Source organism: Streptomyces virginiae (genome assembly GCF_040638905.1).
Classification (GTDB): Bacteria; Actinomycetota; Actinomycetes; order Streptomycetales; family Streptomycetaceae; genus Streptomyces; species Streptomyces virginiae_B.
On record NZ_JBEZYV010000010.1, the window covers coordinates 234726 to 259739 of the forward strand.

Consider the following 25014-nt stretch of genomic DNA (forward strand, 5'->3'; position numbering starts at 1 on the left):
TTCCCACTGCTCTGGTCGACGTTGCCGAAGGGACAGGCCGGGACGAGGACGTTGCCGCGCTGTTGATCACCCGGATCCCGGAAGGGCACCGGTGCGACGGCCCATGGTGCTGCCGCGGTCTCGAACCGGACACGGCCATCGGGCTCCTGGCCACCGTCCGTGAACGCCAGGGCCGCGTCGACGAGGCGATCGCCCTGCTGCACACCCGGCAGCACGTCACCTCCGTCAACAACCGTGACCAGCTCGCCGATCTGCTGGCGAGACACGACCGCATTGAGGAACTGCGCGCATACGCGGCGTCCGAGTACCACGGACATGCCGCGCAGTGTCTCGCCAGGATGCTGGAGGAGCGTGGTGACGTGGAAGGCGCGGTCACCGTGTACCGGCAGGAAGGCACTCCGCTGGCCCGCCAGGCCGAGAGTGCAGTGCAACTGGCGCGGCTCCTGTCCCGGCATGGCCGGGGCGACGAGGCGATCGAGGTGATGCGCACGCTCGTAAACTCGCCCGGCGGCGCGGAAGAGTGGCTCGTCGACGCGCTGTGCACCCTGTACTCAGCTCACGGCCGCGCCCAGGAGGGGCTGGCCCACCTCGATGTCCTCAAAACCCGCCGCGACGACCAGGAGGAATGGGACTTTTACAGGATGCGACTTCGACTCATGGCCGACTGCGGCCTGCTGGATGAAGCAGTCGAGCAGGCGTGGGCCCACCCCGAGGGCCACGCCTCCTACGCGGTCTGGACCGTCGCCGACCTGCTCGCCGCCGCCGGCCGGACCGAGGCGGCTGTCGCCGTCCTCGAACCGCACGCCTTCGCCAGCCCCAGTTCTCTGGCCGGCCACCTCATCACCCTTGGTCGGGTCAAGGATGCCGTGGCCCTGCTTCAGCAGCGCCAATTCGATCCACCCGCACGCATCTGGTCGGGCACGTTCTCCAACGAGCGTCCGTCCTGACACCACGCGCCTGGGACGCAAAATCGGATCCCCGCATGGCTGAGAAGAACAGCCCCTGACGTGTAGCACCAATAGTGCAGTTAACACGCCAGCCCTGCGCACGGTACGGCGCTCCTGCGAACCCCCTCCGTGTGCCCTGCCGCAAGACCCGGCTGGAGCAGCAGGCGCGCGCCTGACCTGCATGTCTCGCCCCCGTAGTCCCGCCTTCGGTGTGGCTCATGCTCCAGGGGCGGGCCCGGGCGCGTGCCTTCAGGGCGCGCCGTCGGCGAGTCCTTGACCGCATGTAGTGGGTGCCGGCCCGGATGGCCCCGGACAACGCACCTGGCCCGGGCCGGTGCGACGCTGGAGGAAGAGACCCACGGCGTGGAAGTCTGAGTGCGTCCCATCTGGTCAGGTGCGATCTCCTTCGGGCTGGTCACCATCCCGATCAAGGTGGTGCCTGCCACGGAGTCGCACGACATCAGCTTCCGGCAGATCCACACCGCCGACGGCGGCCGGATCCGCTATCGCAAGGTGTGCGAGCTCGACGGACAGCAGCTGCGCCAGGACGAGATCGTCCGCGGCTACGAGACCGCCACCGGCACCCTCATTCCCGTGACCGATGAGGATCTCGACAACCTGCCGCTGCCCACCGCGAAGGCGATCGAGATCGTTTCCTTCGTGCCGGCCGCGAGTATCGACCCGATCCAGATCGGCGCCTCCTACTACCTGGCCGCGACCGAGACCGTCGCCGCGAAGCCGTACGAACTGCTGCGCCAGGCCCTGGAGCGCAGCAGCAGGGTGGCGGTGGCGAAGTTCGCGATGCGCGACCGCGAGCGGCTCGGCCTCCTGCGGGTCAAGGACGACGTGATCATGCTGCACGCGCTCCGTTGGCCGGATGAGATCAGATCCGCCTCGCAGGTGCCTGTCCCGGGGTGGCCATTACCGAGGAGGAGGTGGACGCGGCTGTCCGGCTCGCCGAAACCCTTTCCGGCGGCGACATCGGGGAGCTGCGCGATGAGTACGGGGACGCGCTCGAAAGTCATCGCCGCGAAGGCGGCCGGGACCCGGCCGGCGCCTGTGGCGGAGGCTGCGGCGCCTGCCTCGGCTGAGGTCGTCGACCTCATGGCCATGCTGGAGAAGTCCGTCCAGGACGCGCAGGCCACCCGCAGCGAACCTGCCACCGTGCACCCGACGCCCGCCGCGAAGAAGTCGGCGGGCAAAAAGAAGAGCACTGGTGCGGCCGCCTCGAAGAAGACCACCGCGAAGGGGAAGCCGCGCCGGAGCGCTACCCCACACGCACGGCAGCACCGAAATCGAAGACTACGTCCCCGCAGTGCGGGCGGCCACGAACAGCCGGCTGCATGGCCCGAGCCTGTCACGCCCCCCGGCCAGCCGCACCGTCCGCCCTGCCTCTGCATCCCTGCCGGACGGTGTCCGTCGGGGCGCATGAGGACGTCAGCGGATCTGTCACGGATGCGTCTGGGCTTTCACCGACTGGGACGGAGCTGAGTGGTACGCGGACCATGCTTTCTCTGGGGGCGCCGATCTGACCGCGCCTGGCGTTGGTGATGAAGCCGAGGCGTCGGTGGAACGCGTGCAACTGGACCAGGTCCCCGCCGAAGGTGTCGCTTGGGCTGAGCGTCATCGGTACACCGCGTAGGTCGGCGGCGGCGGTGATGTGTTCCATGACGCGGGTACCGAGCCCGTTTCCTCGCTCGCTCTGCGGGAGGAGGATCGAGAAGAGCACGAGGTGCGGGCCGGGGTCGATTCCCAGTTCAAGGCGTACGCCCGGGTAGCCGGTCCGTACCTCCTCGCCAGGGCCTCGGCCCATGCCTCCAGCGCTTGGTCCCTCACGTGGTCTCCCTTTCGCGTTGGGCGGTCGGTCGGCGGCCGCGACCGAGCCAAACGAAACTGGGCAGGACAGGGTCGTTGTGGAGCCGCTCCCGCATGGGCGTTGCGGGCGGCGCGGCTGCTCAAGCGCTGTCGATGCGAGCGAGCAGCGCTTCGGCTTCGGTGGTGCGTCGGTGGTCCGGTCCGAAGGCGGTCAGGCAGGCGCCTGCCTCGGTGCCACGCCCCAGGCCGAGGAGGGCGGTGGCCGTGGCCAGCTCGACGACGCCGGTTTCCGGGCGGCACTGCTCTGGGGGCAGACGCTGGCGCAGCTCGTCGGCGCGCTCCGCCTCGGCGAGAGACTCCTCGTGGCGGTCCTGGAATTGAGGCTGCGGGCCAGACCGAGACGCAGGACCAGGGTGAAGCGGTCCGGTGCACGATGGGCGGCAAGTGCTTCGCGTGCCAGCGCCTCTGCCTGCGGGTGGCGTCCCAGTGCGGTGAGGGCGTAGATCTGCCCGTTGCGGGCGGCCGTTGCTATGAGGGGCATGTCCGGCCCTGTGCCGCGGGCTGCGATCCGGGCGACGGCCGCGCACTCTGCCTCGCATTCGGCGTGCCGGGCGAGTGAGGTCAGGGCCTGGGCGCGGTCCGAGCGCAGTTTGAGGGTCTGCGGGTGTTCGGCGCCGAAGATCCTGCCGGCGACCGGCAGCAGTGCGTCGTATGTGGTGACGGCGTCGGCATGGCGGCCTTGAGCGCCCGCAGCGAGCGCGGCGATACCCAGTGCCAACGGCGCGTACGTGTCGTTGCGCGATCGGGAGCGGGCCGCAGCCACGGAGCGTGCCTCGGCCTCAGCCTCCGCATAACGCCCCGCCTGATACAGGGTCATGGCCTGGGCCAAACCGGCTTCGCCTCGCCCGCGCCACCGAAAGAGTTTCATGCCCGGAGCATACGAATGCCGCGCACACCCACTCGGCAAGGGTTGGCGTGTGGGTTCGAGCCCGCAGGGGGCCGGGCCAAGTTGAACACTCGCGGGCGAACCAGAGAGCGACCGAAGGGGCTGTCAGGTGACCTGTCGCAGCGAAGGTTAAGCGTTTCTCACCGAAGATTGAGCGATGGCCTTGCGCGGTAGCGCTCAGGCCGTTGTCAGTGCTTGCAGGCAGGATCACGGGCATGACGCCGTTGCTTCTTTCCGACATCGAACGAGCCGTTCGCAGCAGCTGGAGTGCCGAGACATGCACGCCTGAGTTCCGATCGCGCTGGACCGAGGACAATCCGGCTCGGGACCAGGGCGGGGTGACCGCCATGGTGCTCAATGACCTGCTGGGAGGCGAGCTGATCCGCGGGGAGGTCCACGTCAACGGAGAGCGTGTGGACTACCACTGGTGGAACCGCCTAAGTATGGGTATTGAGGTCGATCTCACCCGCGAGCAGTTCGGGCTGGAGGAGATTGTCATTGGCGCCGTTGTCATCCCCCGCCCGCCCGTGACCGAGTGGCGCAGGCTCCGTGAGGAGTATGAGCTTCTCCGTGACCGGGTCTTGGAGACGCTCAATCGGCAGCAGGCATCCGCCTCTGTGGCCGTGCCTCGGCAGCCATGTGCGGAGCTCGTGGATGAGATGGTCGAGCGTGTGGACGAGCAAGACCAGGTCCTGGCGGTGGTCAGCCGGGGTGAGGCCGTTCGCCATGGCTGGTTGCATCGGATTGCCGTGACGGTATGTCGGGATCGGGAAGGCCGGATCCTCGTGCACCGTCGTTCCGAGGACGTCGATCGGTTCCCAGGACACTACGAGGTGGGATTGGGCGGTGCCGTTGCCCCGGGTGAGTCCTATGAGGAAGCCGCATCGCGCGAACTGGCCGAGGAACTGGATGTTCGAGCGCCGGTCCGCATCATCGTGAAGTTCCTGAACCGTAGCGGGCTCAGCCCCCATTGGCTCGCGGTGCACGAGGCTGTCCTGTCCAACAACCTGTGTCCTGACCCGGACGAAGTGATGTGGCACTGCTTGCTGTCGGAGTCCGAGCTCCTCAAGTCGATGCGGGAAAACCTGTTCACTCCGGATACCCATGACGTTTTGAGTCACTACTTTTCCGTCGTGGAGCGGAAAATCGTCTGATCGCCTTGGTCCTCCTCGCTTTGCCACCACAGACCTTCGATGTCAGGCCAGTGAGCATTTTCAGCGTTGACGTTCCAGGGTGAGGACGATAGCGGCGATGGCGGTCATGCGGTTGGGGCTGCAGCGGGCTCTGCGGAAGATGCGCCAGGACTTCAGCCTTGCGATGCTGCGTTCGACCGGTGCTCGTGCTGCTGACAGGGCCCGGTTGATCGTCTGCGGGTCGTGGTGAGGTCCCGGTTCGGGAGCCGTCTGATCGGTGTGGTCACCCAGGGGCCGGCGCCGATGTAGGCACGGTCGGCAAGGATGGGAACGCCCTGGCGTTCGCAGATCCGGATGATGCGATGGGTGCGGGCCGCGGTCAGATCATGCGTGCGGCCGGCCAGCGCGGGTGAGATCCACAGCAGCTTGCCCGCGGGATCGGCCACGACCTGCACGTTCACGCCGTGACGGCGGTGTTTTTGGGAGAAGTCGGCCCGGCTGTCGCCGACGCGGTCGCACTCGGCGAGTGACCCGTCGAGCAGGACGTGATCAGGGTCGGCTTCTCGCAGGACACGCAGCAGTCCGGGCGCCCGGCCGGACAGATGCTGAACGACGGCTTTGACGTAGGCGTGGGCGGTGCCGATGGATATGCCGAAGCCGGCGGCGATCTGTGCGAGCGTGTCGTGCCGGCGAAGGTAGACCAGGCCGACGAGGGCGCGCTGGTGGGGCGGGAGCTTGCAGCGTCGGTCACCCTCACGGGTGACGATGAGCATGGATACCACTCGACCAGAGCGTGCGGCAGGTCGAGTGCGGCAGGATGGGGAACCAACAGGGCTCCTGCGCCGATGGGTTGAGGCTTCGAACACCTTGCTCAACGGCGCAGGAGCCTTGTGCGTTGCGATCCCCATCCTGACTCGGCCTGGGTCACTCGATCAGTGGCCACTCTGAAAGAGCTCAGTGTTTCTGTGGTCAACACCCATCTTCGCCACTCGCCCGCAAAGGTTGCATCCAAGGGCTAGGGCTGGAGGTGGATGTGATGATAAGTCAGAAAGAGCTCTTCGAGCTGGTCGACGCCCTGCTGGAAGGCGAGCCCGTGCTGCCGCCGCCGTCGGAGCGGGCGCGGCTTCGGGAGGCGGCCGGGGTCTCGCAGGCGAAGCTGGGCGCAGGCGCTCAAGTCGATGACGCAGATGGTGAAGAACTGGGAGAACGGCCGCTCCACGCCGCGGCCGCCGCGACTGCAGGCCTACCTGCGGTTGCTGGAGGGCTGGGCCGCGAAGTACCCCGCCGCTGCCCCGGCCCCGGCCCCCGTGGCGGTGTTCGCGCCTGCGCCGGAGGTTGCGCCCGTTCCGCAGATGTTCACCGGCCCGCCGGCTCGGCATACCGCGACGATCAAGAACTGTCAGCCCTCGACACAGCGCCAAAATCCTCAGTAAGTCATATCCCTCCATGGAGTTGAGATATCCCTTGACGAAACGCTCGAATCTCTCATCCGTTCGCCCCCTCAATTCAATGGTGCCGATCGGGCGCCACCTCAACGTTGCCGGGCGCACCGCTCCCGGTAAGGGCGCAACACCTGCCGGGTCCGCTCAGGCCGCGAGCAGGGCCGTGGTACGGAGGAAGAGGTCTGCGTCCTCGAGCTTTACGCGCTCCGCCTCGATATCGGTGACGATTTCGCCGCAGAACCTTCACCCACTCTCCGATGAAATCCGCAGCAGAAACAACGACATCGCCCCGCTCGGCCGGCAGCGACTCGTATTTGCCGAGTGTGCTGTGCCGGCGTGTTCGGATCCTCAGGAAATCGCCCTGACGGACGATTCTCCACTCGGCCGCGAACTGTCCGCCCCCCAGAAGACCTCGGCTTCCGAGAATCCCGGCCGTCGGATCCCCTCAAGAAGGGGCACCAGGTCATCGAGAAGGGCTGCCAGGTCATGGCCGGAGGATAGCCGGACCGGTATCAGGTTCCAGACGAGAATGGCGTCCTCGGCCTCGGAGGGGTACATCTCACCGACCGCGTCAGCCATGTCGGTGGCCGTTCCGCACCTCCGAACGGCCGGGCAACCCGCCTGGATCGAAAAGCTCACCGGCGTACCACCGCACGGTCACCACGGCGGCATCGGCTGCGCTGGCCAACCGAATCCCGGTTCCAAAGGATGGCGCGCTCCGGCCTATTGCGGGGAACTTCCCGGAGCGATCACTTCAACCTTCCCACCCCGCTCGGCGACCCATGCCTCAAGCTCCGCGCCGCCCACTTCTCGGGACGATTCGCCGCTGAAGACGGAGATCGGCCCGAAAACACTGCCCGTCAGGCCGCGCACCGTCGTGGAGTCGTCGACTGAGACCTTGAAGGTGTTCTGGAACAGGACCGCGTCGGTCAGGTCCGCTCCCCTCATGTCCACACCGTAGAGGGATGCACCCATGATGCGCGTTCCCCTGAAGCTCGCTCGTGACGCATCGACCCCGTGCAACGAGGCTTTGACCATGTCGGCGCCATCGAGCCGCGCCGATCTGAGCACTGCCCTGTCGAGGTTCGCCCTGACCAGGTCGGCGCCGGTCAGATCCGCACCGGTGAGATCCGCCGACTGAAGGTCGGCGCGATAGAGGACCGCTCCCGCGAGCCGCACGCCCGCCAGGACGGAATCCGTGAACCACGAGCTCGAAAAATCTCCGCCCGACAGGTCCGCGCCTCGGAAGTCGAGCTCGACACCGAAAAGGCTGAAGCCCTCTTCGGTGAGCCATTCCTGCAGCCGGCCCGTTGCCTCGGGATCCACCGGAAGCGTCTTGGGCTCCCAGTTCTCACGGGTACCAGATGACATGATCTCCCCACCATGCGTTTCAACGATTTCTCTGATGCTGTCGGTCGCCGCTTGATTCGCGTTGCGGACGTCAACAACGACTACCCGATGCTTTCAACAATCTGCTCCGTGAAGGTATGCACCCAGGTACCAGCATCCCTTGCCGGGTCGTACGCACCCGGGAAGGGCCGGGCAAGCAGAGCGGGATTCTTCACAATTGTTGAACGGGGGTCAGAGAGAATGTACACCCTTGATGTCGTAGTACTTGCCTGTGGTTTCCGAGTAAATTCACCCATGTCCTGCACGGCTGGACGGCGAATATCCGCGGGGAGGCGTCCCTGCTCCCGCAGGTCGAGGCCGACCCGGGCTTCGTCCATCGACCTGACGTCGACCTTACCTGTGTGGTCAGGGTCGTGCTGTAGGTGGTCGAATTCCTCCGGAGCCCGCTTCTCCACGTCCTCCAGATGCCCCCAGTGCCCGGCGCGAGGCCCGCGTCAACATGCACCGCAAGCTCACCAACATGGTCAAGCTGACCGGCCTGCACCCCCTCGCCGTGCACTCCGACTGCGTGGTCTACCCCTCCCCGGGCGCATCCCCGCTGGACTTCCTGCCGTACTCGGAGTCCGGCAAGCCGCTCATGGGCGGCTTCCGCCTCGGCCCCACCCCCGGCCTGGCCAAGCTGGAAGGCGTGCGGGAGATGTCCTGGGCGGTGGACCTGATGGAGAAGGGCCTCCACCCCGCCCGCCACATCAAGGGCGGCGACGCCGTCCTCGAGGCCGGCAAGTAGCCTCCCCCCCCCGCGGCCCTGCCGCCGGATGCGGGGGCGCCACCATCCCAACTCCCCCCGATCGAGTGCGGTTTTGTCCCTAGCGACCGGTCTGCGCATGATCCCTACCCCACCCTCGCCCGCGGCGGCGGGCCCGGTCCGCGTGAGACGCGCGGCCCCCGACGCCCGGCCCGCCCTCGCCGCCGGGCTGGCCCCCACCCCTGCTGAGAGAGGAAGCCCACCGTGGGAGAGATCGAGGACGCGATCGAGCGGGCTGAGAGGGAAGAATTCAGCCAGGAGCCCCCAAGACTCTGACGGGCCGCATCAACTTCCTGGTCAAGAAGCTCAAGACCACCCAGCGGGTCGCCGAGGAGCTGGGGATCAGCCAGCGTTCGGTGGAGCGCTACCGCAAGGGCGACCGGAAGACTCCGCCGAAGGAGATCGCCGACCGCATCGACCAAGCCGTCCGCGCCCGCTGGCAGCCCGTGGTACGCGGCCGCCGCCGCAAGCACGCCGCCACCAGTACCGGCATCACCGTGGAGACCCGCGCCCGGTTCGGGTACAAGGCCAAGGTCGGCACGACCGACGACGGCCGGTTCCGCCGTCTCCTTGACACAGGGGGTTTCGGACGCCGGTCAGGCCGTGGTCAAGGAGTTCTGTGATAGGGCGTCCCGCCACCGTCTCCGGGCACCTGGTGCGGTGCGGTGCCGTCGGTGGTGCGCCCACCCGGTGGGTGCGGTGCGTACCACCGCCGTCCACGATGCGCACTACACGATGCAGAGGTGCACCGGGTGCGCACCGGCGGGTGCGGGGTGGCGGCGAGGGCATGGCCCACTCCGACCGCCTCCAGCTGGCGCAGGACCTCGGCCACGTCCTCGTGGTGTCGGTGAGGAACTGCACGACGAAGTCGATGACGGCGCGGGCGATGCCCTCCGCCGCGTCCGGCCCGGCCTGCGCCCGAAGGCCACCAGGACCCGCCCGAGGGCCTCCAGAGCGATCATCTCCGTGGACGGCTCGCCGGCCTCCGGGCCGGGCAGGGTGGTGATAGGGACGACGGTCCGCTCGATGACGTCGACGAGCAGCCCGGCCATCCGCGGCTCGGCGCCGGCGAACTCGCGGGCGGCTTCGACGTCACCGGCCTGGACGGCCCGGAGGTAGCTGAACGCGCTGATCACCGTGTGCGGGGTCATCGGGGCAAGCGGCAGGGTGGTGGTGTGGGGCATGACGGCTCCTCACCTACGGGCCACCGCGCCGTCATTGGGTCCGCCGCCGTGGCCTCGCTCGCGGACAAGGCCGCCCGCTCCGGATCTGCTGGTTTCCTGCCCTACGACGCCTACCCGGCAGCCGGCTACTGGACGCTGATACTCGGCGCCACCAGCATGGGTGCCCTCACCGTCGTAAGCGAGTACAGCAGCGGGCTGATCCGCACCACCACCGTGGCCGTCCCGGCCCGCGGCTCGGTCGTGCTGGCCAAGGCGGCCGTCGCCGCCGCGCTGTGGACCGCGGTCGGCACGGCCGCCTCCACCGGTTCCTTCCTGGTCTCCCAGGCCATCCTGGACGGACACCATGCCGGCGTTCCGATCACCCACCCCGGGGCGTTCCGGGCGCTGGCGGCATCCGCGTTGCTGGCTCCGGTCTGTGCCCTGGTCGGTCTGGGCCTCGGCGTTCTGCTCCGGCATGCCGCCGGGACCATGATCACCAGCGTCTTCACCCTGCTGATGCTGCCCACCATGTTCTCGGAGAGCAACCGCTGGTCGGCGGACATCAAACACGCGCTGGTGTCGGCAGCCCGGAATCGCCTGGTCCAAACCTGGGAGCCGGACCCCGGATCCCTGGGCTACACCGCCACGGTCCCGGGCTCCTGGATCGTGTACGCGCACTGGCCGCTGGTCACGGTCTCACTCGCCGTTCTCGTCGTGAGGCGCCGCGACGTGTGATCGTGCCTCCAGGGGCGCTGCACAACCCCCGCGGCGGCGCGGAGCGTTCTAACTGCTCATTTCAGAATGAGTTGAGCTGTCAGTCTGTGCTCGACGATCTTGGTCGGCATGCGGGCGCTGCCGGGCAGGGGCGGGTCATGATCGAAGTAGGATGGTCCGTTGGGCGTGGCCACTCAAGACGGAAGACAGGCAAGGAAGTTGAATCGCATACGAACGACGGTGGCGCTCGGTCTGGTGCTGTCCGCGGGTCTCGTGACCGGGTGCTCCGGAGGAGCGGACCCCGCTGCCAAGGCCGGCGGCGGGGAGACCGGGAAGGTCGCGGAGTCCGCGCCCGCGACACCGAAGAGCCCGGCCTACCAGGGCAAGCCGGTGCCCGGGCTGGCCGCGCAGCCAGCCTGGAGCCTGACGGACAATGAGGCGGGGAACTGCGCGGGCAAGGCGTCCGAGAAGGACACGTCGCAGCGCGACATCTGCACGGTCGGGGACGCCGTCATCGTCACCGGCTACCGCGACGGGCAGTCGGACACGAGCACCTTCACCGCCCGGCTTCTCGACGCCAAGAGCGGCAAGGTGCGCAAGCAGTTCGACATCGCCCTCCCCGAGAAGAGCGGCCGGTCCACCTCTTCCCCGACCGTGGCCCTCGCGCAGGTGGGCGAGTGGCGGGACGGTTCGCCGGCCCTGCTGATCCGCAACCGCGTCGATACCCCGGCTGATGGCCTGAAGAAGGCATCGACCCAGACCGTGCTGACCATGTACGCGCCGTCCGGTGAGAAGCTGGGGAGCTCCTCCTTCGACGGGGACACCCACATGTCCACCCCGGTCCGGCACGGCTACCTCGTGGACACCGGCCTCTCCGGCGGCACCAAGTTCATCCCGATCGGTGACGGGGAGACCCTGACCATCGACGCCTCGCACCTCGATTTCAAGGGGGCGGTCGGCTCCGGTCTCGGCTACTTCTCGCAGAAGGACATCTCCTTCCAGCCCTCGGCTGAGTGGCTGACCGCCACGGACATCCGCACGGGCAAGAAGGCGTGGACCACCAAGGACCTCGCACCGCCGGCCGCCATCGCCAAGCTGGTCACCTCGACCAAGGCGACCAGTGCGCGGCTGATGCCGTACCAGGGCGACAAGGCCCTCCTCGAATGGTCTTCGTACGGCGATTCCGAAGCGGTCATGACGCTGATCGACGTCAAGAGCGGCCGCCGGCTCGCCGAAGGGCCGGGCATCGACACCAACGGCACCATCGATGACGACGGCCTCGCCATCTCCCCGGACGGCAAGACCGCCGTGGTGCAGTACGGCAAGGGCGCGGTCGCCTGGAACACGGAGACCGGCAAGGAGCTGTGGCGCCAGGCCGCGGACGAGGTGAACATCAAGCCGCGTGCCCTCCCGGGCAACGGCGTCCTTTACGCGTACCTGGACGGCACCGGAGCCGCGCTCGATGCCCGCGACAAGAAGCTGCTGGCCTCCGGGATCGAGGAGATGCCGCAGTTCACGACGAACGGGTACGCCGCCGTCCGCAGCGCCGGGGGCCTCTTCGTCTTCGCCGCCCAGCCCGTCTGACGGGCGCCCCGCCCCCGGTTCAGGGGGTGCGGCGGTCCGCGGTGGAGGAGGGGTCCGGCGCCGGGTCCGGCGGGGTGGGCCGGAGCCGGCGGACGGCATACGCGGCGATCGCCGCGGCGACGAAGGCCCGCCCGCCCCGAGGCTCGTTACAAACGCCGAACTCCTCGGTCAGCCAGCCGACCAACACCGCTCCGAAGGGCATGGAGCCCTGTAGGGCCGCATCCTCATGCTCCAGCGCATGTTTCCACCCGCCCCGCCGTCGGCACACCACGAGTCGGCGCGTGCTCGGCCTGTGGCCGCGCGATGATCCCCCCGCCCTTGGCACGGCCGGCACGTCGCCGGATTCCGGGCGGGGCAATGACCTGCCGGGCTGACCACCGCTGCTTTCATCACTGCGTCGTAGGCAGGTGGACCCAGGCGAAGGCGTGCTGTTCCACCCACCGAGCCTTGACTTAGCGCTCTACTTGGCCAGCGCTTCTTTGGTTGGCGCGAGGTAACTCCGGCCTAGCCCGTCCCGGCGGCGGCAAGGTGGGCGTCCACGGCAACAACACCGTCGACGCCCTGGCAGAGGCCCACGACCACCAGGACGAGACGCGGTTCCGGGACGTGACCCCACAGGGTGACGACCCCGTCCCGGACCTCGATCGCGACGCTGCCCTCCTCCAGGCCGAGGATGCGCCGCAGGACGTCCTGCTCGACTTCGCCGCGGATCTCGGCGTCGGAGCGGATGAAAGCGTCGAGTAGGTCGCTGCGGCTGACGATGCCGGTGAGGAGCCCATCGTCGCCGACCACCGGCAGCTGCTTGACGTGCCGACTGCGGAGTTCCCGAGCGGCCCGGGGGATCGTCCAGTCGGCGTGGGCGGTGAAGACGGGGCTGCTCATGAGCGCGCCCGCGGTTCGGGCCCGGGCCTTGCCCCAGACGCCCGCGTCGTTCCCGTCCTGCCCCTGCGGATCGGGCATGCCGGTCTCGTGCCGCAGCACGTCGGACGTGGACACGACGCCGACAAGGGAGCCGTCGTCATCGACGACCGGGGCAGCGACGATGTCGTTCGCGTCCAGCAGGCCGACGACGTCCTGGAACGGTGTGTTGGGGTGGAGGGTGACGACATCCTCGGTCATCACGTCACCGACCGTGCGGCGGTGCAGCATGGCGTCGGCCTCCTCAGTTTTGCGATGGGCGGCTGCGGTAGGACCGCCCGGGCGGACGACGCGCGGCGCGCCGGCCTCCGCGGCCCTGCCGGCTCGTCAACGCGTCTTCCCTCCCATGACAGCACCCCGTTTCTCCGGCGACCAGTGAGCTTTGACCTGGCGAGGAGGGCCAGCGGCCCCATGGCCAGAGTGCCGCCGAGTGTGGCAGGTGCTGGCACCTCGACGCCCTGGCCGCGTCCGTCCGGGGTTGCGCGTGCGCGTTGTAGTTGGCCGAGCGGGCTAAGTTGGGTGCTCAATCACACCAGTTGTGACCGAGGGCTGTAGTTGGCCAGTCTGGCCGACCAGGTACGCAGCGCGAGTCCGTGGTGCTCAGCTCGGCCCAGGTCAGCCAGGTGGTCCCGTGCACATCGTGGGGGCCGCCGTAGCCGGCGAATTCACCTCGCAGCCCATCCGAGGCGTCGTCCGGGAAGCCATGATCTTCCGCCAGGGGACGGAAGCCAAAGGAGTTTCGGATTCCGAAGAGGTAGGCCAGGCCGTCGTAGGCGTTGCCTCGGTTGAGGAAGAGATCGATGCCGACCTCCCATACGGAGTCCTCGTCGTCGGGGCCCCACAGGCGGGCGCCCGGCCGGCATTCGATCATTCCGCTCAGGTCGGTCGACATGGGGAGTCCTGCCTGCGCGGGCCAGGGACCAGCATCTCCATTTCCCGTGCTCGCGCGTGACCCCGGAGCCTCTCGCACGGCTGGCTTTGCGCGGCTCCGGCCAACTAGAACGCTCAGTGGCCAACTACGACACTCAGTCACATTTACGGGACAAGCCTTAGGCGGAGTTACCGATTCGTCTTGTTCGATTTTAGTTCTATATCGTGGGTAGCGAGGATCCGGCCATAGCGGCTGAAAATATTCGCTTGCGGGAGGTGCGCCATGGGCTGTGGGGTGCATCTGCACGTCGCCAGCGGCTACTCGGCCCGCTACGGCGCCTCCCACCCCCGCGACCTGGTCCGCCGGGCGGCCGAGCGCGGCGTCGGGGTGCTCGCGCTGACCGACCGGGACACCGTGACCGGCGCCGTGCGTTTCGCGAAAGCCGCCATGGACGCCGGGATCCAGCCCATCTTCGGCGTCGACGTAGCTGTCGCCCCTCACACTCCGGCCAGCCCAGGCTCCGCGCCCCGCCTGCGCACCCCGGTACGTGGTGGCGCGCACGTGGTGGAGCCGCCGCTGCGCATCACGCTCCTCGCGCGGAACGTGGCGGGCTGGGGGCGGCTGTGCAGGCTGGTGTCGGCCGCGCAGGTCAGTGCGGTCGAAGGCTTGCCGGTGGTGTCTTGGGACGTCCTGCGCCAGTACGCGGACGAGGGCTTGATCGTGTTGGTGGGACCGGTGTCGGAGCCGGTGCGGGCGCTGTCGGCGGGGCGGGAGGATGTCGCCGAGCGGCTGCTGGCGCCATGGCGGGATGTCGCGGGCGGGAACCTGCGGCTGGAGGCGGTGTGCTGGGGTGTACCCGGGACCGGCCCGGGCTCGCTGCGGCTGGCCGCTCGAACGCTGCGTCTGGCCGACCGGCTCGGTGTGCCCGCGGTCCTGACGAACGCCGTCCGCTACGCCGACCCGGGCCAGCACCGGATCGCCGACGTCCTGGACGCGGCGCGGCTGCTGCGGCCGATCGACCGGCGGCTGGACTGCGGGCAGCGTTGGCTGACTGGACCGGCTCAGATGGCGGCCGCCGCGGAGCGCATCTCGGAGGCCGCCGGCGCCGACCGCGGGCGGGCCGCCACCCTCCTCGCCGAGACCATCCATCCGGACCGGCGAGGCGTGCGTCGTCGACCCGGTTGCGGACCTGGGACTGGGCCGCCCGCACTTCCCCGAGCCGGAGGTCGTCGGCGCCGAGTCGGGGCCGGGCGGTGCGATGCGGCTGCTGCGGCAGCGGTGCGAGGCGGGCATGTTCGCGCGCGGCCTGGACGCAGACCGGCGGGCGGTGGAGCAGCTGGAGTACGAGCTGTCGGTGATCGGGGAGCTGGAGTACGAGGCGTACTTCCTCGCGGTCGCCCAGGTCGTCGCCGATGTCCGGGCGATGGGGATTCGGGTCGCGGCGCGTGGGTCGGGGGCCGGCTCGATGGTCAACCACGCCCTGTTCGTGGCGACGGCGAACCCGCTCGACCACGACCTGCTCTTCGAGCGGTTCCTCTCCGTCCGACGGCGGTCGCTGCCCGACATCGATGTGGACGTGGAGTCCGCGCGTCGGCTGGAGGTCTACGACCGGATCATCGAGCGGTTCGGGCCGGAGAGGGTCGCGGTGACCGGGATGCCGGAGACCTACCGGGCCCGGCATGCCCTGCGCGACGCCGGCCTCGCGCTCGGCATCGCCCCGCAGACGGTCGACCGGGTCGCGAAGTCCTTCCCGCACATCCGCGCGTGCGACATCAAGGATGCGCTCGCCACCCTGCCGGAGCTGAAGCAGCTCGCGGCGGAGGCCGGCTCGTTCGGGCCGCTGTGGGAGCTGGCCGAGGGCCTTGACGCGCTGCCGCGGGGGATCGCGATGCACCCGTGCGGGGTGATCCTGTCCAACAGCACGTTGCTGGATCGGCTGCCGGTGCAGCCGACGCCCGGCGGTCAGTACCCAATGGTCCAGGCCGACAAGGAGGACGTCGAAGACCTCGGTCTGCTCAAGCTCGACGTGCTCGGCGTGCGGATGCAGTCTGCGATGGCGCACGCGGTCAAGGAGATCCGGCGGACTACCGGTCGGCAGATCGACCTCGACAACCCCGACCACGTCCCCCTGGGCGACCCTGGCGCCTTCGACCTCATCCGCGCCTCCGACACGATCGGCATGTTCCAGCTGGAGTCCCCTGGCCAGCAGGACCTGGTGGGCCGGCTCCAGCCGCGCGACGTCCAGGACGTCATCGCCGACATCAGCCTCTTCCGCCCCGGCCCGGTCAAGGGCGGCATGCCCGCGCTCTACATCGCCGCCCGCCACGGCGCTGCCCCCCAGTACCCGCACCCCGACCTGATCCCGGTGCTGGCCTCGACGTACGGGGTGACGATCTGGCACGAGCAGATCATCGACATGTTCGCCGTCCTGACCGGATGCGACCGGGCGCTGGCCGAGGTCGCCCGCCGCGCGCTCGCCAACGGCGAGCGGCTGCCGCAGGTAGAGGCCTGGTTCAAGGGCGAGGCCGGCCGACGCGGCTACACACCCGCCGTCCTGGAAGAGGTGTGGGAGATCATCAAGGGGTTCGGCGCGTACGGCTTCTGCCGCGCCCACGCCGTCGCCTTCGCAGTCCCCGCGCTGCAGTCGGCCTGGCTCAAGGCTCACCACCCGGCCGCCCTCTACGCCGGCCTGCTGGAACACGACCCCGGCATGTGGCCGCCGCGGGTCATCGTCTCCGACGCCCGCCGCCACGACATCCCGGTCCTGCCCGTCGACATCAACCACTCCGCCGCCGAATACCGGATCGAGCAGACCGGCGACGGCAGGTGGGGGGTGCGGTTGTCGCTGTCTTCGGTGCGGGGCATTAGCGAGGACCAGGTCGCCCGGATCGCCGCCGGGCAGCCCTACAACGGCCTCCAGGACTTCTGGCAGCGCGCCCGCCCCGCCCTACCCATCGCCGAGCGCCTCATCCAGATCGGCGCTCTGGACGCGCTGCGGGGGCCGCTGACCCGACGAGACCTCTTGCTCCAGGCCGCCGAGCTCCACTCCCACACCCGCGGCCACCCCGCCGACGGCCAGCTCCCCCTCGGCGGCGAGCTCGTCACCGCCGAGCCGTCCGGGCTGCCGGAGATGACCAGCCGCGAAGCCCTCAGCGCCGAAATCGACGTCCTGAAGATCGACGTCTCCCAGCACCTGATGACCCACCACCACCGGCTGCTCCGCGAGATCGGGGCCACCGACGCCGCCCACCTCAGGGCCATGCACGCCGGACAGAAGGTCCTGGTCGCCGGCGTGCGCGCCTCCACCCAGACCCCGCCGATCCCGTCCGGCAAGCGCGTCATCTTCGCCACCGACGAGCGCTGGGCGGAGACGACCGCGCGCGGCGGCGCCTGGACGGCCGGGGGCCTGACCGTGTGTGGGACCTGCCACGCCGACGACGTCGCCCGCGAGGAAGCCGCCCGTCTCCAGGCCGCCGTGCCGCCGCCCTCGCAGGAGGACCAGGAGCCGGGCAGGCCCGGCCGCGGCTTCTTCCGCCGTCGCAGCTGACCGCGACGCACGCTGGGCAAGCCCAAGGCGAGCCTGGGCAAGCCGCCCCGAACACCGGCTTGCCCACCCCGGCCAACCGGGCAGCGTCGGTCACGGCCATCCCCGGGCTTCCCGGCGAAGGAGCGGCTGACCGATGACCGGTCACCGCCTCGGTCGGGAGTTGCATGCGTCGGTCACAGCGCTGACGTGCTGTTTGACCGATCGCGGGAGACGGATCGGTCACGCCCGGCCCGCCGATCGGTCACGGGTTCCGCTGGGCAAGCCCTCGACACGGAGGGCTTGCCCCGCGTCCGGGCCGCCGGGCGGGATGGGTCCTGAAGTCCGGGGAGCACCGTCCGGGACGCGGCGGCACGAAGTCGGCCGACGCCACCTCGCCGGCCGTAGACCAGATTCATGAGCGAAGACAAGCAGGAGAGCCCGTCCGGACCTGAGTTCCACGATCCCAGCGCCATGTGGCGCGCACTGACCCGACTTCACGCAACCCACCCCGAAGCACCCGACCACCTTCTTCCCTTCCTGGGGCCGGAGGTGCTGCTGTCTCTCACACGGTCGGAACTCCTCTGGAGGGTGCGGGTGGAGCTGGCAGGCGGAGAGACCATGGCCGATCTGCACGACCTGGTAGGGGATCTGGTGCCTGCCCTGGATACGGACGACAGGCATGCTCTTCCCGGGGAGACGTTGGAAATCGTGGTGGGCACTCGCCACGAACTCACGCTGCACCCGGCCCACGTCCACGGCCTCACCCAGCTCCTGCGCCAGGCCGTCGGCACCATCGGGGCCCGCAGCCCGCCCGGCGGCGGCCGGTGCTTCCACTGCGACGGCGCCGGCCGCGCCCGCCCGCTGTTGGAGCCGGCCGCCGGACAAGCCTGAGTGCCTGGGCAAGCCCAAGGCGACCCTGGGCAAGCCCTCCGCGAGAGGCGGCTTGCCCAGGCCCTCGGTTACGAGGTCTCCCGCCCCGGGCGCAGGACATCGGCGTAGACCCGGGCCCGCGCACCGGGCTCGCCGGGATCCCGGCGCACCGGGCTGATGCCCGAGGTTGCCCAGCGCTCCTCCAGCGCCGCCATGACGGCCCGGACGGTGTCCTCGTCCCCGCCGGTGATGTCCAGCACCCCCAGGCCGGGCTCCGCGATGTGCTTCTCGTCGATCGGCTTCATCCCCTTGTCGACGACAGCGCGGCGGGGACGGTTCGCCGACCGAGATGGGTTCACCCGCACGTGCGCGAACCAGAGGCATGTGTGCCCGGCAGCACCGGCTCCGCTCGATGTCCCGCTTGGGCGGTTTAACGGCGCCGGTGCTGCCGCAGGGATGGGGGGACTTACCCCCGCGTCGCGTGGGGTTCTCATGTCGCAAGGGAGAGAAGATCTTGGGTGACTTCCGTCCGGTGGCCAACGGACTTCGTACCGATCATCCCGTTCCGGGTCTGCCGTTCATCAACGACGAACGGCTGCCGCTCGACAACCCGGACGCGAGCGAGCGCACCGGCCGGGACCAGGGCGAGGGACTGTGGGGCCGCACCGACCCGTTACCGGGAGGCGGCTGGGTGGCGTTCACCACCGAGCCGAAGAACCGCGCGTACGCGTGGGCCGTCCACTACCACCCCGAGCACGGTCGCACCGTCGTGCTGGTCACCGACGGCAGCTGGAGCGGGCTCCACCACGACTGGGTGTACGGCCACACCGGCTTCCTCTACCGGCACGGTGGCTACTGGTGGGACGGGCACCGCCTGGCACCGGCCCGGCGTGGTCTTCGACGGCGCCTACGAACGCTACGATGCCCGCCCCGTCCAAAACGCGCTCACCGTCACGGCCGCGGACCTCCTGGTCCACCCCGCCGACCCCGGCAAGGCGACCGTCGCCACCATCGTCGGGTTCACCACGCCCAGGACAGCCCTGCCCAACTGGCGTGATCATCTGGCGCTGTGGGCGGAGCACCGCCGGCGCCTGACGGATGCACGGCCGCTGGACGAGTGCGTCGTCGACCTGAAGGCTCCCGAGCTGGAGCCGGGCAGCCTGGTGGACCGCACCGGGCTGGCGAAGATCGCGAACATCGCCGAGGACGACCTCCCGGACCCGAAGTTCGAAGACCACAAGATGCCCGAACCGCAGGCCCACGGCGCAGGCGGACCTCTGTGGTCGAGGCCCGTGGGCGGGGACTGGGCTGAACAACATCACTGCGCCCAGGGCCCCGGCGTACTCCTCTCGGCCACCACCTCTTTCGGCACCCCGCAGCCCCAGGGGCTCGTCGCCGACCACAACCGCCTCACCAAGGTCATCCAGGGGGACGGGAAGCAGACCGAGGAGGCGGCCAAGACCCTTGCCTGGTGGCCCGCGGTCTCCCTCACGGTGGGAACCGAAAGCCTTGTCCCCATGTCGGCGCTGCGCACGACGCTGATCGAGGCCGTGCTCTCCCATCTGGCCACGGGAGTCCAGAAGGGGAGGAGCGGCATGTGGCTCGGCACCCTCCGCCGCGACGTGGTCCAGATCTTCGACTGGTACGTCCAGCGCAAGCCGGACCACACCGCCAACCTCCTGAGCGAGATCTGCCTGGACGCCCACACACGGCTGAACGTGGACCCGGAGACCGTCGGGAAAATCATCCGCCGATCCTTCCACCTCGACAGCAAGCTGGGCGAGAAGACCATCGACGCGCTCCTCGACATGGCCCTGCCGCCGTCCGCGAAACCCTCCGAGAGCTAGCCAGGAGGGACACCCGCCAGCTGCCCCGGCCCTGGTGCAGCGGATGGTCCCGATGCTGAAGCCGGCATCCGGGCAAGCCTGAGTGCCTGGGCAAGCCCTCCGCGCGGGCGGGCTTGCCCATCGGCCGGGTTACGCCATCGCGGCGGTCACGGTCTCCAGGACGACGAGCTGTTCCGGGTCGACCGGGACGTCGGCCTGGCGCAGCGAGCGGAGGGTGGTGCCGTCGGCGCACAGCCTGCACAACCCGGTCAGAGGGAACGGGGTGGCGCCGATGAGGGTGTGCGAGGAGGAGCTGCCGTAGACGGGCCGGTAGCAGCCGGGGCACGGCAGGCAGTCGTCGACTCCGTCCCCGGCCGGCGCGTCGGGGCCGAGCTGCGGCACGATCCGCAGGAGGTTCTCCCCGGCCTCGGCCCACTGCGCCATCGGCCGCTCCGCGGACCGCTCGAAGACGACGTCGTCGCCGTCCGGGCCTTCGCTGGTAGGGACCCGCGCCAGCATGCCGATGCCTTCCTCGGGGTGGTTCGGGAGGAACGCCAGGACGATCTTGGCGCCGGGCTCCTCGGTGACGCTGTAGGCGTGCCCGCGCCCGGCCTTCATGGCCGTGCCCATCTCGTTCAGGCCCTGGCCGTCGTCGTTGCGCAGGCGCAGTTGCCACGAGGCCGGGGCCCCGTCGATCTCGGCGGGGGAGGAGGTGATGAGGATGCTGGCTGCGTAGGTCACAGGCAGAAACGGTTGTCGCCGGATTCCGGGAACGACTGCGGGCTGCTGCCTGAGGTAGGAACAGGGGTCTGCTCGTATCGCGTGATGGCAGCCCTGAAGCGGCGGCTTGGGCAGGCATTCGCGGGGGGCAGGCCATGTGGACCGGAGGGTGGTCGGTAGGGCGGGGACCCGGGCGCAGGCCATGCATGTGAGCGTGTTCAAATGTGTGCTGAGCCCGTGGACGCGGGCCTGGCTGCGGGGGTGGAGTTGCCGTGGGATGCATGGGATGGCGGCCTGCCGGGCTGATGGTGGCTGTCGGCGCGGTGACGGTTGCCTGTAATGCTGCGGCGTACCACGCCGTGGCGCTTTCGGCCGACCAGCTGGCCGGCCAGTGGCGCAGCCGGGAGGGGACGGTCTTGACCTTCCACGCGAACGGAAGTTTCACCAGTGACGGGGTTCCCCGGTTGTCAGCGGCAGAGCTCTGCGGCAACCGGTCGGACCTGTCCTCCGGCAGCTGGCACTTCGGTTCGGGGGTGGACGAGCCGGTGGACCGCGGCGCCTACCTGCAGCTCACGTTCTCCGGTACCGACTGCAGGGTTCCCATCTTCCTCTTTGGCGAGGCGGATGACCCCGTGATGTGTCCGACCGACGGCGATCCCGACGCCGGCTGCGAGTACGACGAATACCTCCGCCGCGTCACACTTGCCGCCTCGCCCTGACCCGGCTCCAGGCCGGCTCCTCGCCGACGCACGTCGTGTTGAGCACCGTGCTCGCGCAGCAGATCGCCCGAGGGGAAGAGCAGCGCCGTGCCCTGGCCGACTTCCTCGGCGGCTGGGGCGCGGACGGCAGGAGGTAGTCCCGCCGTCTGCACGCGGGTTGACCTGTGACAGCGAAGTTGGACGGATTGCCACCGAAGTTGGACCAACGCTGTTTAGCGACGAGAAAGTTGGACCGATTGAGGTGGGTGCATGCTCGGTGCGGGTGCCTCGCTGGGGTGCTTCGCGGGGTTTTGGTATGTGATCGTGTGGCTGGCTTCTACCGTCGCGGGTGACGAGCCCGCCGAGGTGCGCGGGCGTTGAGGCGAGAGTGGGCGGAAGCGGTGCCGTCGTTGATGGCCGCGTTGCAGGCCAGAGCAGACACGGCCCAGATGTGGGCCGGGCGGGACGGTGGCTGCGGGCCCACCGGATTTCCGGGCGGTCAGGCCGTCATGCTAACTAGGATTGACCCATGACTAGTCGACGTCAGCTGATACTTCGCCTGTCACCGCCCCTGCCCCTGCTGTTGGCGTCCACGCTCTCCCTGGCGGCCTGCAGTTCGACGCCCTCCAAGGCCACGGTGGCGGCGCGCGAGTTTGCCAAGTCCGCCTGCGCCTCCCTGCAGCAGCTGACCGACCAACTCGCCCGCCCCCGGCCGTCAAATCTGACCGACCCCTACTACCAGACCGCCGGGCAGCACCTGAACACGGCGACCAACCGCGCCGCCGACGCGGCTCAACAGGACCACGGCTACCAGGAGTTCGCCAACACCCTGCACCGGGCGGCCGAGACCTGGCAGGTCACCTTCACGCTGGACGAGGCCGAGCCGCTGATCCAGCAGGCGCGGAAGGAGAAGTGCTGACGCTCTCGACGTGAACCTAGTCGGGTGCAGATCTTCTGGGTGTGCCTGTTCGTCCTGGCTGACCTGCCGTTGCCTCTTCCAGCCCCTCAGGCCGAACCCCTGGTGCTCGGACCACTCCTTCGAGCAGGAGTTCACCAGAGGCTGTGACCAGCGGGAATGTGCGGCATGCGGAACCTCCACGGCCCACCTCGAGCCATCCCGCGCCCGCCAGTGGTGCTCGGGCACCTGCCGGCAAAGAGCGGTCCTCCGGCGAGCCGGACTCCGGGATCGCGCAGCTCAAGCCCCTGCCGGTCCAGCTTCGCTGTCACCAACCATGCAGTGATCCATCTTCGCTGGCGTAAACAGCCGTCCGTCCAACTTCGATGACAAGTGGTCCAGCTTCGCTGTCACAGGTCACCGGTGGCCGGTGGCCGGTCACCGGCTCGGGCGGGAGTTGCATGGGTCGGTCACGGCGCTGACGTGCTGTTTGACCGATCGCGGAAGACGGATCGGTCACGCTCTCCTGCCGACCGGTCACACGTCCCGGTGGGCAAGCCCCGGCGTACGAAGGGCTTGCCCAGCGTTCTTTCATTGGGCAGGGGCCGTCTCCTGCACCGCACGGTGCGCCAAGCACCGGTGGGTCTGGCGGTGGATCAGGCCGGTGGGAGGCGGTTGCTTGGGTACGCGGCCGGCTGCCCGAACGCGAACCTCGCCTTCGATCGGGCCAGCACCTGGACCGATCACCCCCAGCTCGCCCCCCACACCTGGCCCAGCGAACCGGTGGTCGGCAGCGACGGCACCGCCCGCATGCTGCTGGCCTACGCCTCGGCCGGAGTGCACTACCTGCTCGAATCGGTCCGCCCGGCCGGGGACACCTGGTCTTTGTCCGAAGCGGCTCGTCGCCTCAGCCCATGCCTACACGGCCGACGCCGCCGCGGGGCGAAGGATGCGGCCGTTGCCGTCTGGACCGGTCCCGGCGGCCCCGCAGGCTCCTCCGCGTGGACCCTTTCGCTGCTGCCCGCGCCCAAGGCGCTCTCCGCGATCACCCCGGCCGTCGCCAAAGCCTGCCGGTCCCGTCCCGGTTCAGGAGTCGAGCCCGTTGCTCCGGGGAGAGCCGAAGCGGGAGAAGCGAAAGGGGCTGCACTGGTCGGGTGCGCTGCCTGGTGCCATGGTAGGAGGAGCCGCTGTGACCGGTCGCCGCCGCGTCCAGCCCGCGGGAGCCGCCCTGGTGCGGTGTGTGCCGAGCCAGGGGGCGCATCTCGCAGGCCGTGGCGAGAACGCCTTCCAGCGCGCACTGACTATCGCGCCGTGTCGACTTCGGTAGCGCACAGGGAGGTGCCAGGTATGGCGATCGACAACGGTAGCGCCCAGGCCAAGACCCGGGGGCAGCGTGTGGCTGACAGCCGCGCCATGGAGGTTGCCTCCAGAGTCGGGCTCTGTGCCCGGGGAGTGATCTACGTTCTGGTCGGGCTCCTCGCCGTGCGGATCGGTTTCGGTGGCGGCAGTGACAAGGAGGCCGACCGGTCCGGGGCGGTGCGGACCATCGGTGAGCAGTCGTACGGCCAGGTGCTGCTGTGGGCGCTGGTGGTGGGGCTGGCGGCGATGGCGCTGTGGCGCCTTTCCGAGGCCGCCTTCGGGCAGGCGACGGAAGGCGGTGACAAGTGGACCCGGCGCCTGGGCTCCCTGGGGCTGGCCGTCTTCTACCTGGTGATCTGTATCGGCGTGGTGCAGACCGCGCTGGTCGGCGGGTCCGGCGGGGCCCGCGGCGGTGACGAGTCGTCGAAGGACTACACCGCGCGCGTGCTGGAATGGCCCTATGGCCGGGTACTCGTCGGCGTGTTCGGGGCCGTGCTGGCCATCGTGGGCGTGGTGATCGTGGTGCGCAGCCTGATGCGCAAGTTCGAGAAGAACCTCCGCACGGAGCGGATGAGCCGGACGACGCGGCGTATCGTCGCGGCTCTGGGCATCATCGGCGGCGTGGCGTGCGGGGTGGTCGCGGTGGCGACCGGCCTGTTCGTTCTCCTGGCCGCGGTGCGCTTCGACGCCGGCCAGGCAAAGGGCCTGGACGAGATTCTGCGCTCGTTCGCTGACACGCCGGCCGGGCCCGCGCTGCTGATCGCCGCGGCGGTGGGCCTTCTGTTGTTCGGCCTCTACTCCTTCTGCGAAGCCCGCTGGCGCATAGCCCCGGAACACGACGCCCCGGCGGAGCAGCAGGTCAGGAGCCGCGGTGCAGGCTGACAGGCCGGTGCGTGGCCATGGCGAGTGTCGTATGCCATTTGGGCGGTACGGATAACCCGCCTCACCTGCGTTGTTCTCACACCGCGCTGACATGCGTGACTCCCCCGCCAAGCTGGAAGGCGTCGCCCGAGCGGCCTCACCCCCCACCGAAGAGCACGCTGTGCTCGTTTGCCGCACGTCCGGCCGTGACCGACGCTCTGATGTCGTTTGCCCATATCGTCGCGTCAGTGCACCGGTCCCCCCTTGCGGTGGCAGCGGCTTTTGGCGCGCGGAGAGTCTGTCGCGCACCGTTTGTTCGCTGCTGATCCCATATGGGTGATTTTCGTAGTGCAGGCCGTGGAGTTCCCGCAGGACCCAGCACGCCGACACAGTGGCCCGTCTGCTCGCCCTCGCCCAGCATCTGCTCGGCAGGCGCCGAGGATGCGGTCCAGGACGCTTTCCTCAGCGCCGGGGGGGCACACGTCTCCCTCGGGGGTCGGGGCGGTCGCGGTTCGGTCTCGGCGGCCCGGGAGGGTGCTTAACCATGCGTGAGGTCAGGCAGAGTGTTCGC

At 69.4% G+C, this 25014-nt stretch carries 18 protein-coding genes and 5 pseudogenes; 15 read left to right on the top strand and 8 right to left on the bottom strand.

The window, feature by feature from the left end; genetic code table 11:
- Window positions 1–62 precede the first annotated feature (62 nt).
- Together AB0F82_RS17280 and AB0F82_RS17285 are read left to right on the top strand one after the other, a co-directional pair.
- Window positions 63–947, top strand: coding sequence for a tetratricopeptide repeat protein (locus AB0F82_RS17280; protein ID WP_362628258.1), 885 nt, complete (start codon window positions 63–65; stop codon window positions 945–947).
- Window positions 948–1322: 375 nt separating this feature from the next.
- Window positions 1323–2438: a Ku protein gene (locus AB0F82_RS17285; protein ID WP_362628261.1), complete on the top strand. Its 1116-nt coding sequence runs from the start codon at window positions 1323–1325 to the stop codon at window positions 2436–2438.
- A gap of 535 nt (window positions 2439–2973) precedes the next feature.
- On the opposite strand, the gene AB0F82_RS17290 is transcribed toward AB0F82_RS17285, so the two are convergent.
- Entirely contained in the window at window positions 2974–3639 is a 666-nt protein-coding gene (locus AB0F82_RS17290) for a tetratricopeptide repeat protein (RefSeq protein ID WP_362628264.1), read from the bottom strand.
- Window positions 3640–3923: 284 nt separating this feature from the next.
- On the opposite strand from AB0F82_RS17290, the pseudogene AB0F82_RS17295 reads away from it, so the two are divergent.
- Together AB0F82_RS17295 and AB0F82_RS17300 are read left to right on the top strand one after the other, a co-directional pair.
- Window positions 3924–4307, top strand: a pseudogene (locus AB0F82_RS17295) (YunG family protein); the annotation flags it as partial.
- A gap of 60 nt (window positions 4308–4367) precedes the next feature.
- Window positions 4368–4862, top strand: a complete 495-nt coding sequence (locus AB0F82_RS17300; RefSeq protein WP_362628366.1) for an NUDIX hydrolase — start codon at window positions 4368–4370, stop codon at window positions 4860–4862.
- Window positions 4863–4922: 60 nt separating this feature from the next.
- Here the strand turns inward: AB0F82_RS17300 and AB0F82_RS17305 are convergent.
- A pseudogene (locus AB0F82_RS17305) lies at window positions 4923–5670 on the bottom strand (transposase family protein).
- A gap of 349 nt (window positions 5671–6019) precedes the next feature.
- Here AB0F82_RS17305 and AB0F82_RS38690 point away from each other — a divergent pair.
- Window positions 6020–6274 (top strand): hypothetical protein, encoded by a 255-nt coding sequence (locus AB0F82_RS38690; RefSeq protein ID WP_436842101.1) that lies wholly within the window; start codon window positions 6020–6022, stop codon window positions 6272–6274.
- A 732-nt stretch (window positions 6275–7006) separates the two neighbouring features.
- On the opposite strand, the gene AB0F82_RS17315 is transcribed toward AB0F82_RS38690, so the two are convergent.
- Window positions 7007–7654: a pentapeptide repeat-containing protein gene (locus AB0F82_RS17315; RefSeq protein ID WP_362628267.1), complete on the bottom strand. Its 648-nt coding sequence runs from the start codon at window positions 7652–7654 to the stop codon at window positions 7007–7009.
- A 421-nt stretch (window positions 7655–8075) separates the two neighbouring features.
- Here AB0F82_RS17315 and AB0F82_RS17320 point away from each other — a divergent pair.
- Both AB0F82_RS17320 and tpg read left to right on the top strand, forming a co-directional pair.
- Window positions 8076–8420 (top strand): annotated as a pseudogene (locus AB0F82_RS17320) (telomere-associated protein Tap); the annotation flags it as partial.
- A gap of 222 nt (window positions 8421–8642) precedes the next feature.
- Window positions 8643–9007, top strand: a pseudogene (gene tpg, locus AB0F82_RS17325) (telomere-protecting terminal protein Tpg); the annotation flags it as partial.
- Between the two features lie 159 nt (window positions 9008–9166).
- Here tpg and AB0F82_RS17330 read toward each other — a convergent pair.
- The gene (locus tag AB0F82_RS17330; protein ID WP_362628270.1) at window positions 9167–9622 is read right to left on the bottom strand and encodes a hypothetical protein; all 456 of its coding nucleotides are present in this window, start codon (window positions 9620–9622) and stop codon (window positions 9167–9169) included.
- A gap of 48 nt (window positions 9623–9670) precedes the next feature.
- Here AB0F82_RS17330 and AB0F82_RS17335 point away from each other — a divergent pair, with 48 nt between their 5' ends.
- On the top strand, window positions 9671–10336 hold the full coding sequence (locus AB0F82_RS17335) for an ABC transporter permease (protein ID WP_362628273.1): 666 nt from the start codon (window positions 9671–9673) through the stop codon (window positions 10334–10336).
- A 198-nt stretch (window positions 10337–10534) separates the two neighbouring features.
- Window positions 10535–11899, top strand: a complete 1365-nt coding sequence (locus tag AB0F82_RS17340; RefSeq protein ID WP_362628275.1) for an outer membrane protein assembly factor BamB family protein — start codon at window positions 10535–10537, stop codon at window positions 11897–11899.
- Window positions 11900–12403: 504 nt separating this feature from the next.
- On the opposite strand, the gene AB0F82_RS17345 is transcribed toward AB0F82_RS17340, so the two are convergent.
- On the bottom strand, window positions 12404–13048 hold the full coding sequence (locus AB0F82_RS17345; protein ID WP_362628278.1) for a CBS domain-containing protein: 645 nt from the start codon (window positions 13046–13048) through the stop codon (window positions 12404–12406).
- A 292-nt stretch (window positions 13049–13340) separates the two neighbouring features.
- The gene (locus tag AB0F82_RS17350; RefSeq protein ID WP_362628280.1) at window positions 13341–13709 is read right to left on the bottom strand and encodes a hypothetical protein; all 369 of its coding nucleotides are present in this window, start codon (window positions 13707–13709) and stop codon (window positions 13341–13343) included.
- Between the two features lie 261 nt (window positions 13710–13970).
- On the opposite strand from AB0F82_RS17350, the pseudogene AB0F82_RS17355 reads away from it, so the two are divergent.
- Together AB0F82_RS17355 and AB0F82_RS17360 are read left to right on the top strand one after the other, a co-directional pair.
- Window positions 13971–17046: pseudogene (locus AB0F82_RS17355) on the top strand (DNA polymerase III subunit alpha); the annotation flags it as partial.
- 582 nt (window positions 17047–17628) lie between these two features.
- Complete coding sequence (locus AB0F82_RS17360) at window positions 17629–18105, top strand: hypothetical protein (protein ID WP_362628283.1); 477 nt, start codon at window positions 17629–17631, stop codon at window positions 18103–18105.
- Between the two features lie 68 nt (window positions 18106–18173).
- Here AB0F82_RS17360 and AB0F82_RS17365 read toward each other — a convergent pair whose 3' ends face one another.
- A complete protein-coding gene (locus tag AB0F82_RS17365) occupies window positions 18174–18389 on the bottom strand; it encodes a DUF6207 family protein (protein WP_362628286.1) in 216 nt (71 codons plus the stop codon).
- Window positions 18390–18932: 543 nt separating this feature from the next.
- On the opposite strand from AB0F82_RS17365, the gene AB0F82_RS17370 reads away from it, so the two are divergent.
- The gene (locus AB0F82_RS17370) at window positions 18933–19931 is read left to right on the top strand and encodes a hypothetical protein (RefSeq protein ID WP_362628289.1); all 999 of its coding nucleotides are present in this window, start codon (window positions 18933–18935) and stop codon (window positions 19929–19931) included.
- A gap of 129 nt (window positions 19932–20060) precedes the next feature.
- On the opposite strand, the gene AB0F82_RS17375 is transcribed toward AB0F82_RS17370, so the two are convergent.
- Window positions 20061–20651 carry a hypothetical protein gene (locus AB0F82_RS17375; protein ID WP_362628291.1) on the bottom strand — a complete coding sequence of 197 codons (591 nt, stop codon included), beginning with the start codon at window positions 20649–20651 and terminating at the stop codon, window positions 20061–20063.
- Window positions 20652–20911: 260 nt separating this feature from the next.
- Here AB0F82_RS17375 and AB0F82_RS17380 point away from each other — a divergent pair, with 260 nt between their 5' ends.
- From AB0F82_RS17380 to AB0F82_RS17390, 3 genes are all read left to right on the top strand, one after another.
- Entirely contained in the window at window positions 20912–21349 is a 438-nt protein-coding gene (locus tag AB0F82_RS17380) for a hypothetical protein (protein ID WP_362628294.1), read from the top strand.
- Between the two features lie 508 nt (window positions 21350–21857).
- A complete protein-coding gene (locus AB0F82_RS17385) occupies window positions 21858–22247 on the top strand; it encodes a hypothetical protein (protein WP_362628297.1) in 390 nt (129 codons plus the stop codon).
- A 1323-nt stretch (window positions 22248–23570) separates the two neighbouring features.
- Window positions 23571–24464 (top strand): DUF1206 domain-containing protein, encoded by an 894-nt coding sequence (locus tag AB0F82_RS17390; protein ID WP_362628300.1) that lies wholly within the window; start codon window positions 23571–23573, stop codon window positions 24462–24464.
- Window positions 24465–25014 lie beyond the last annotated feature (550 nt).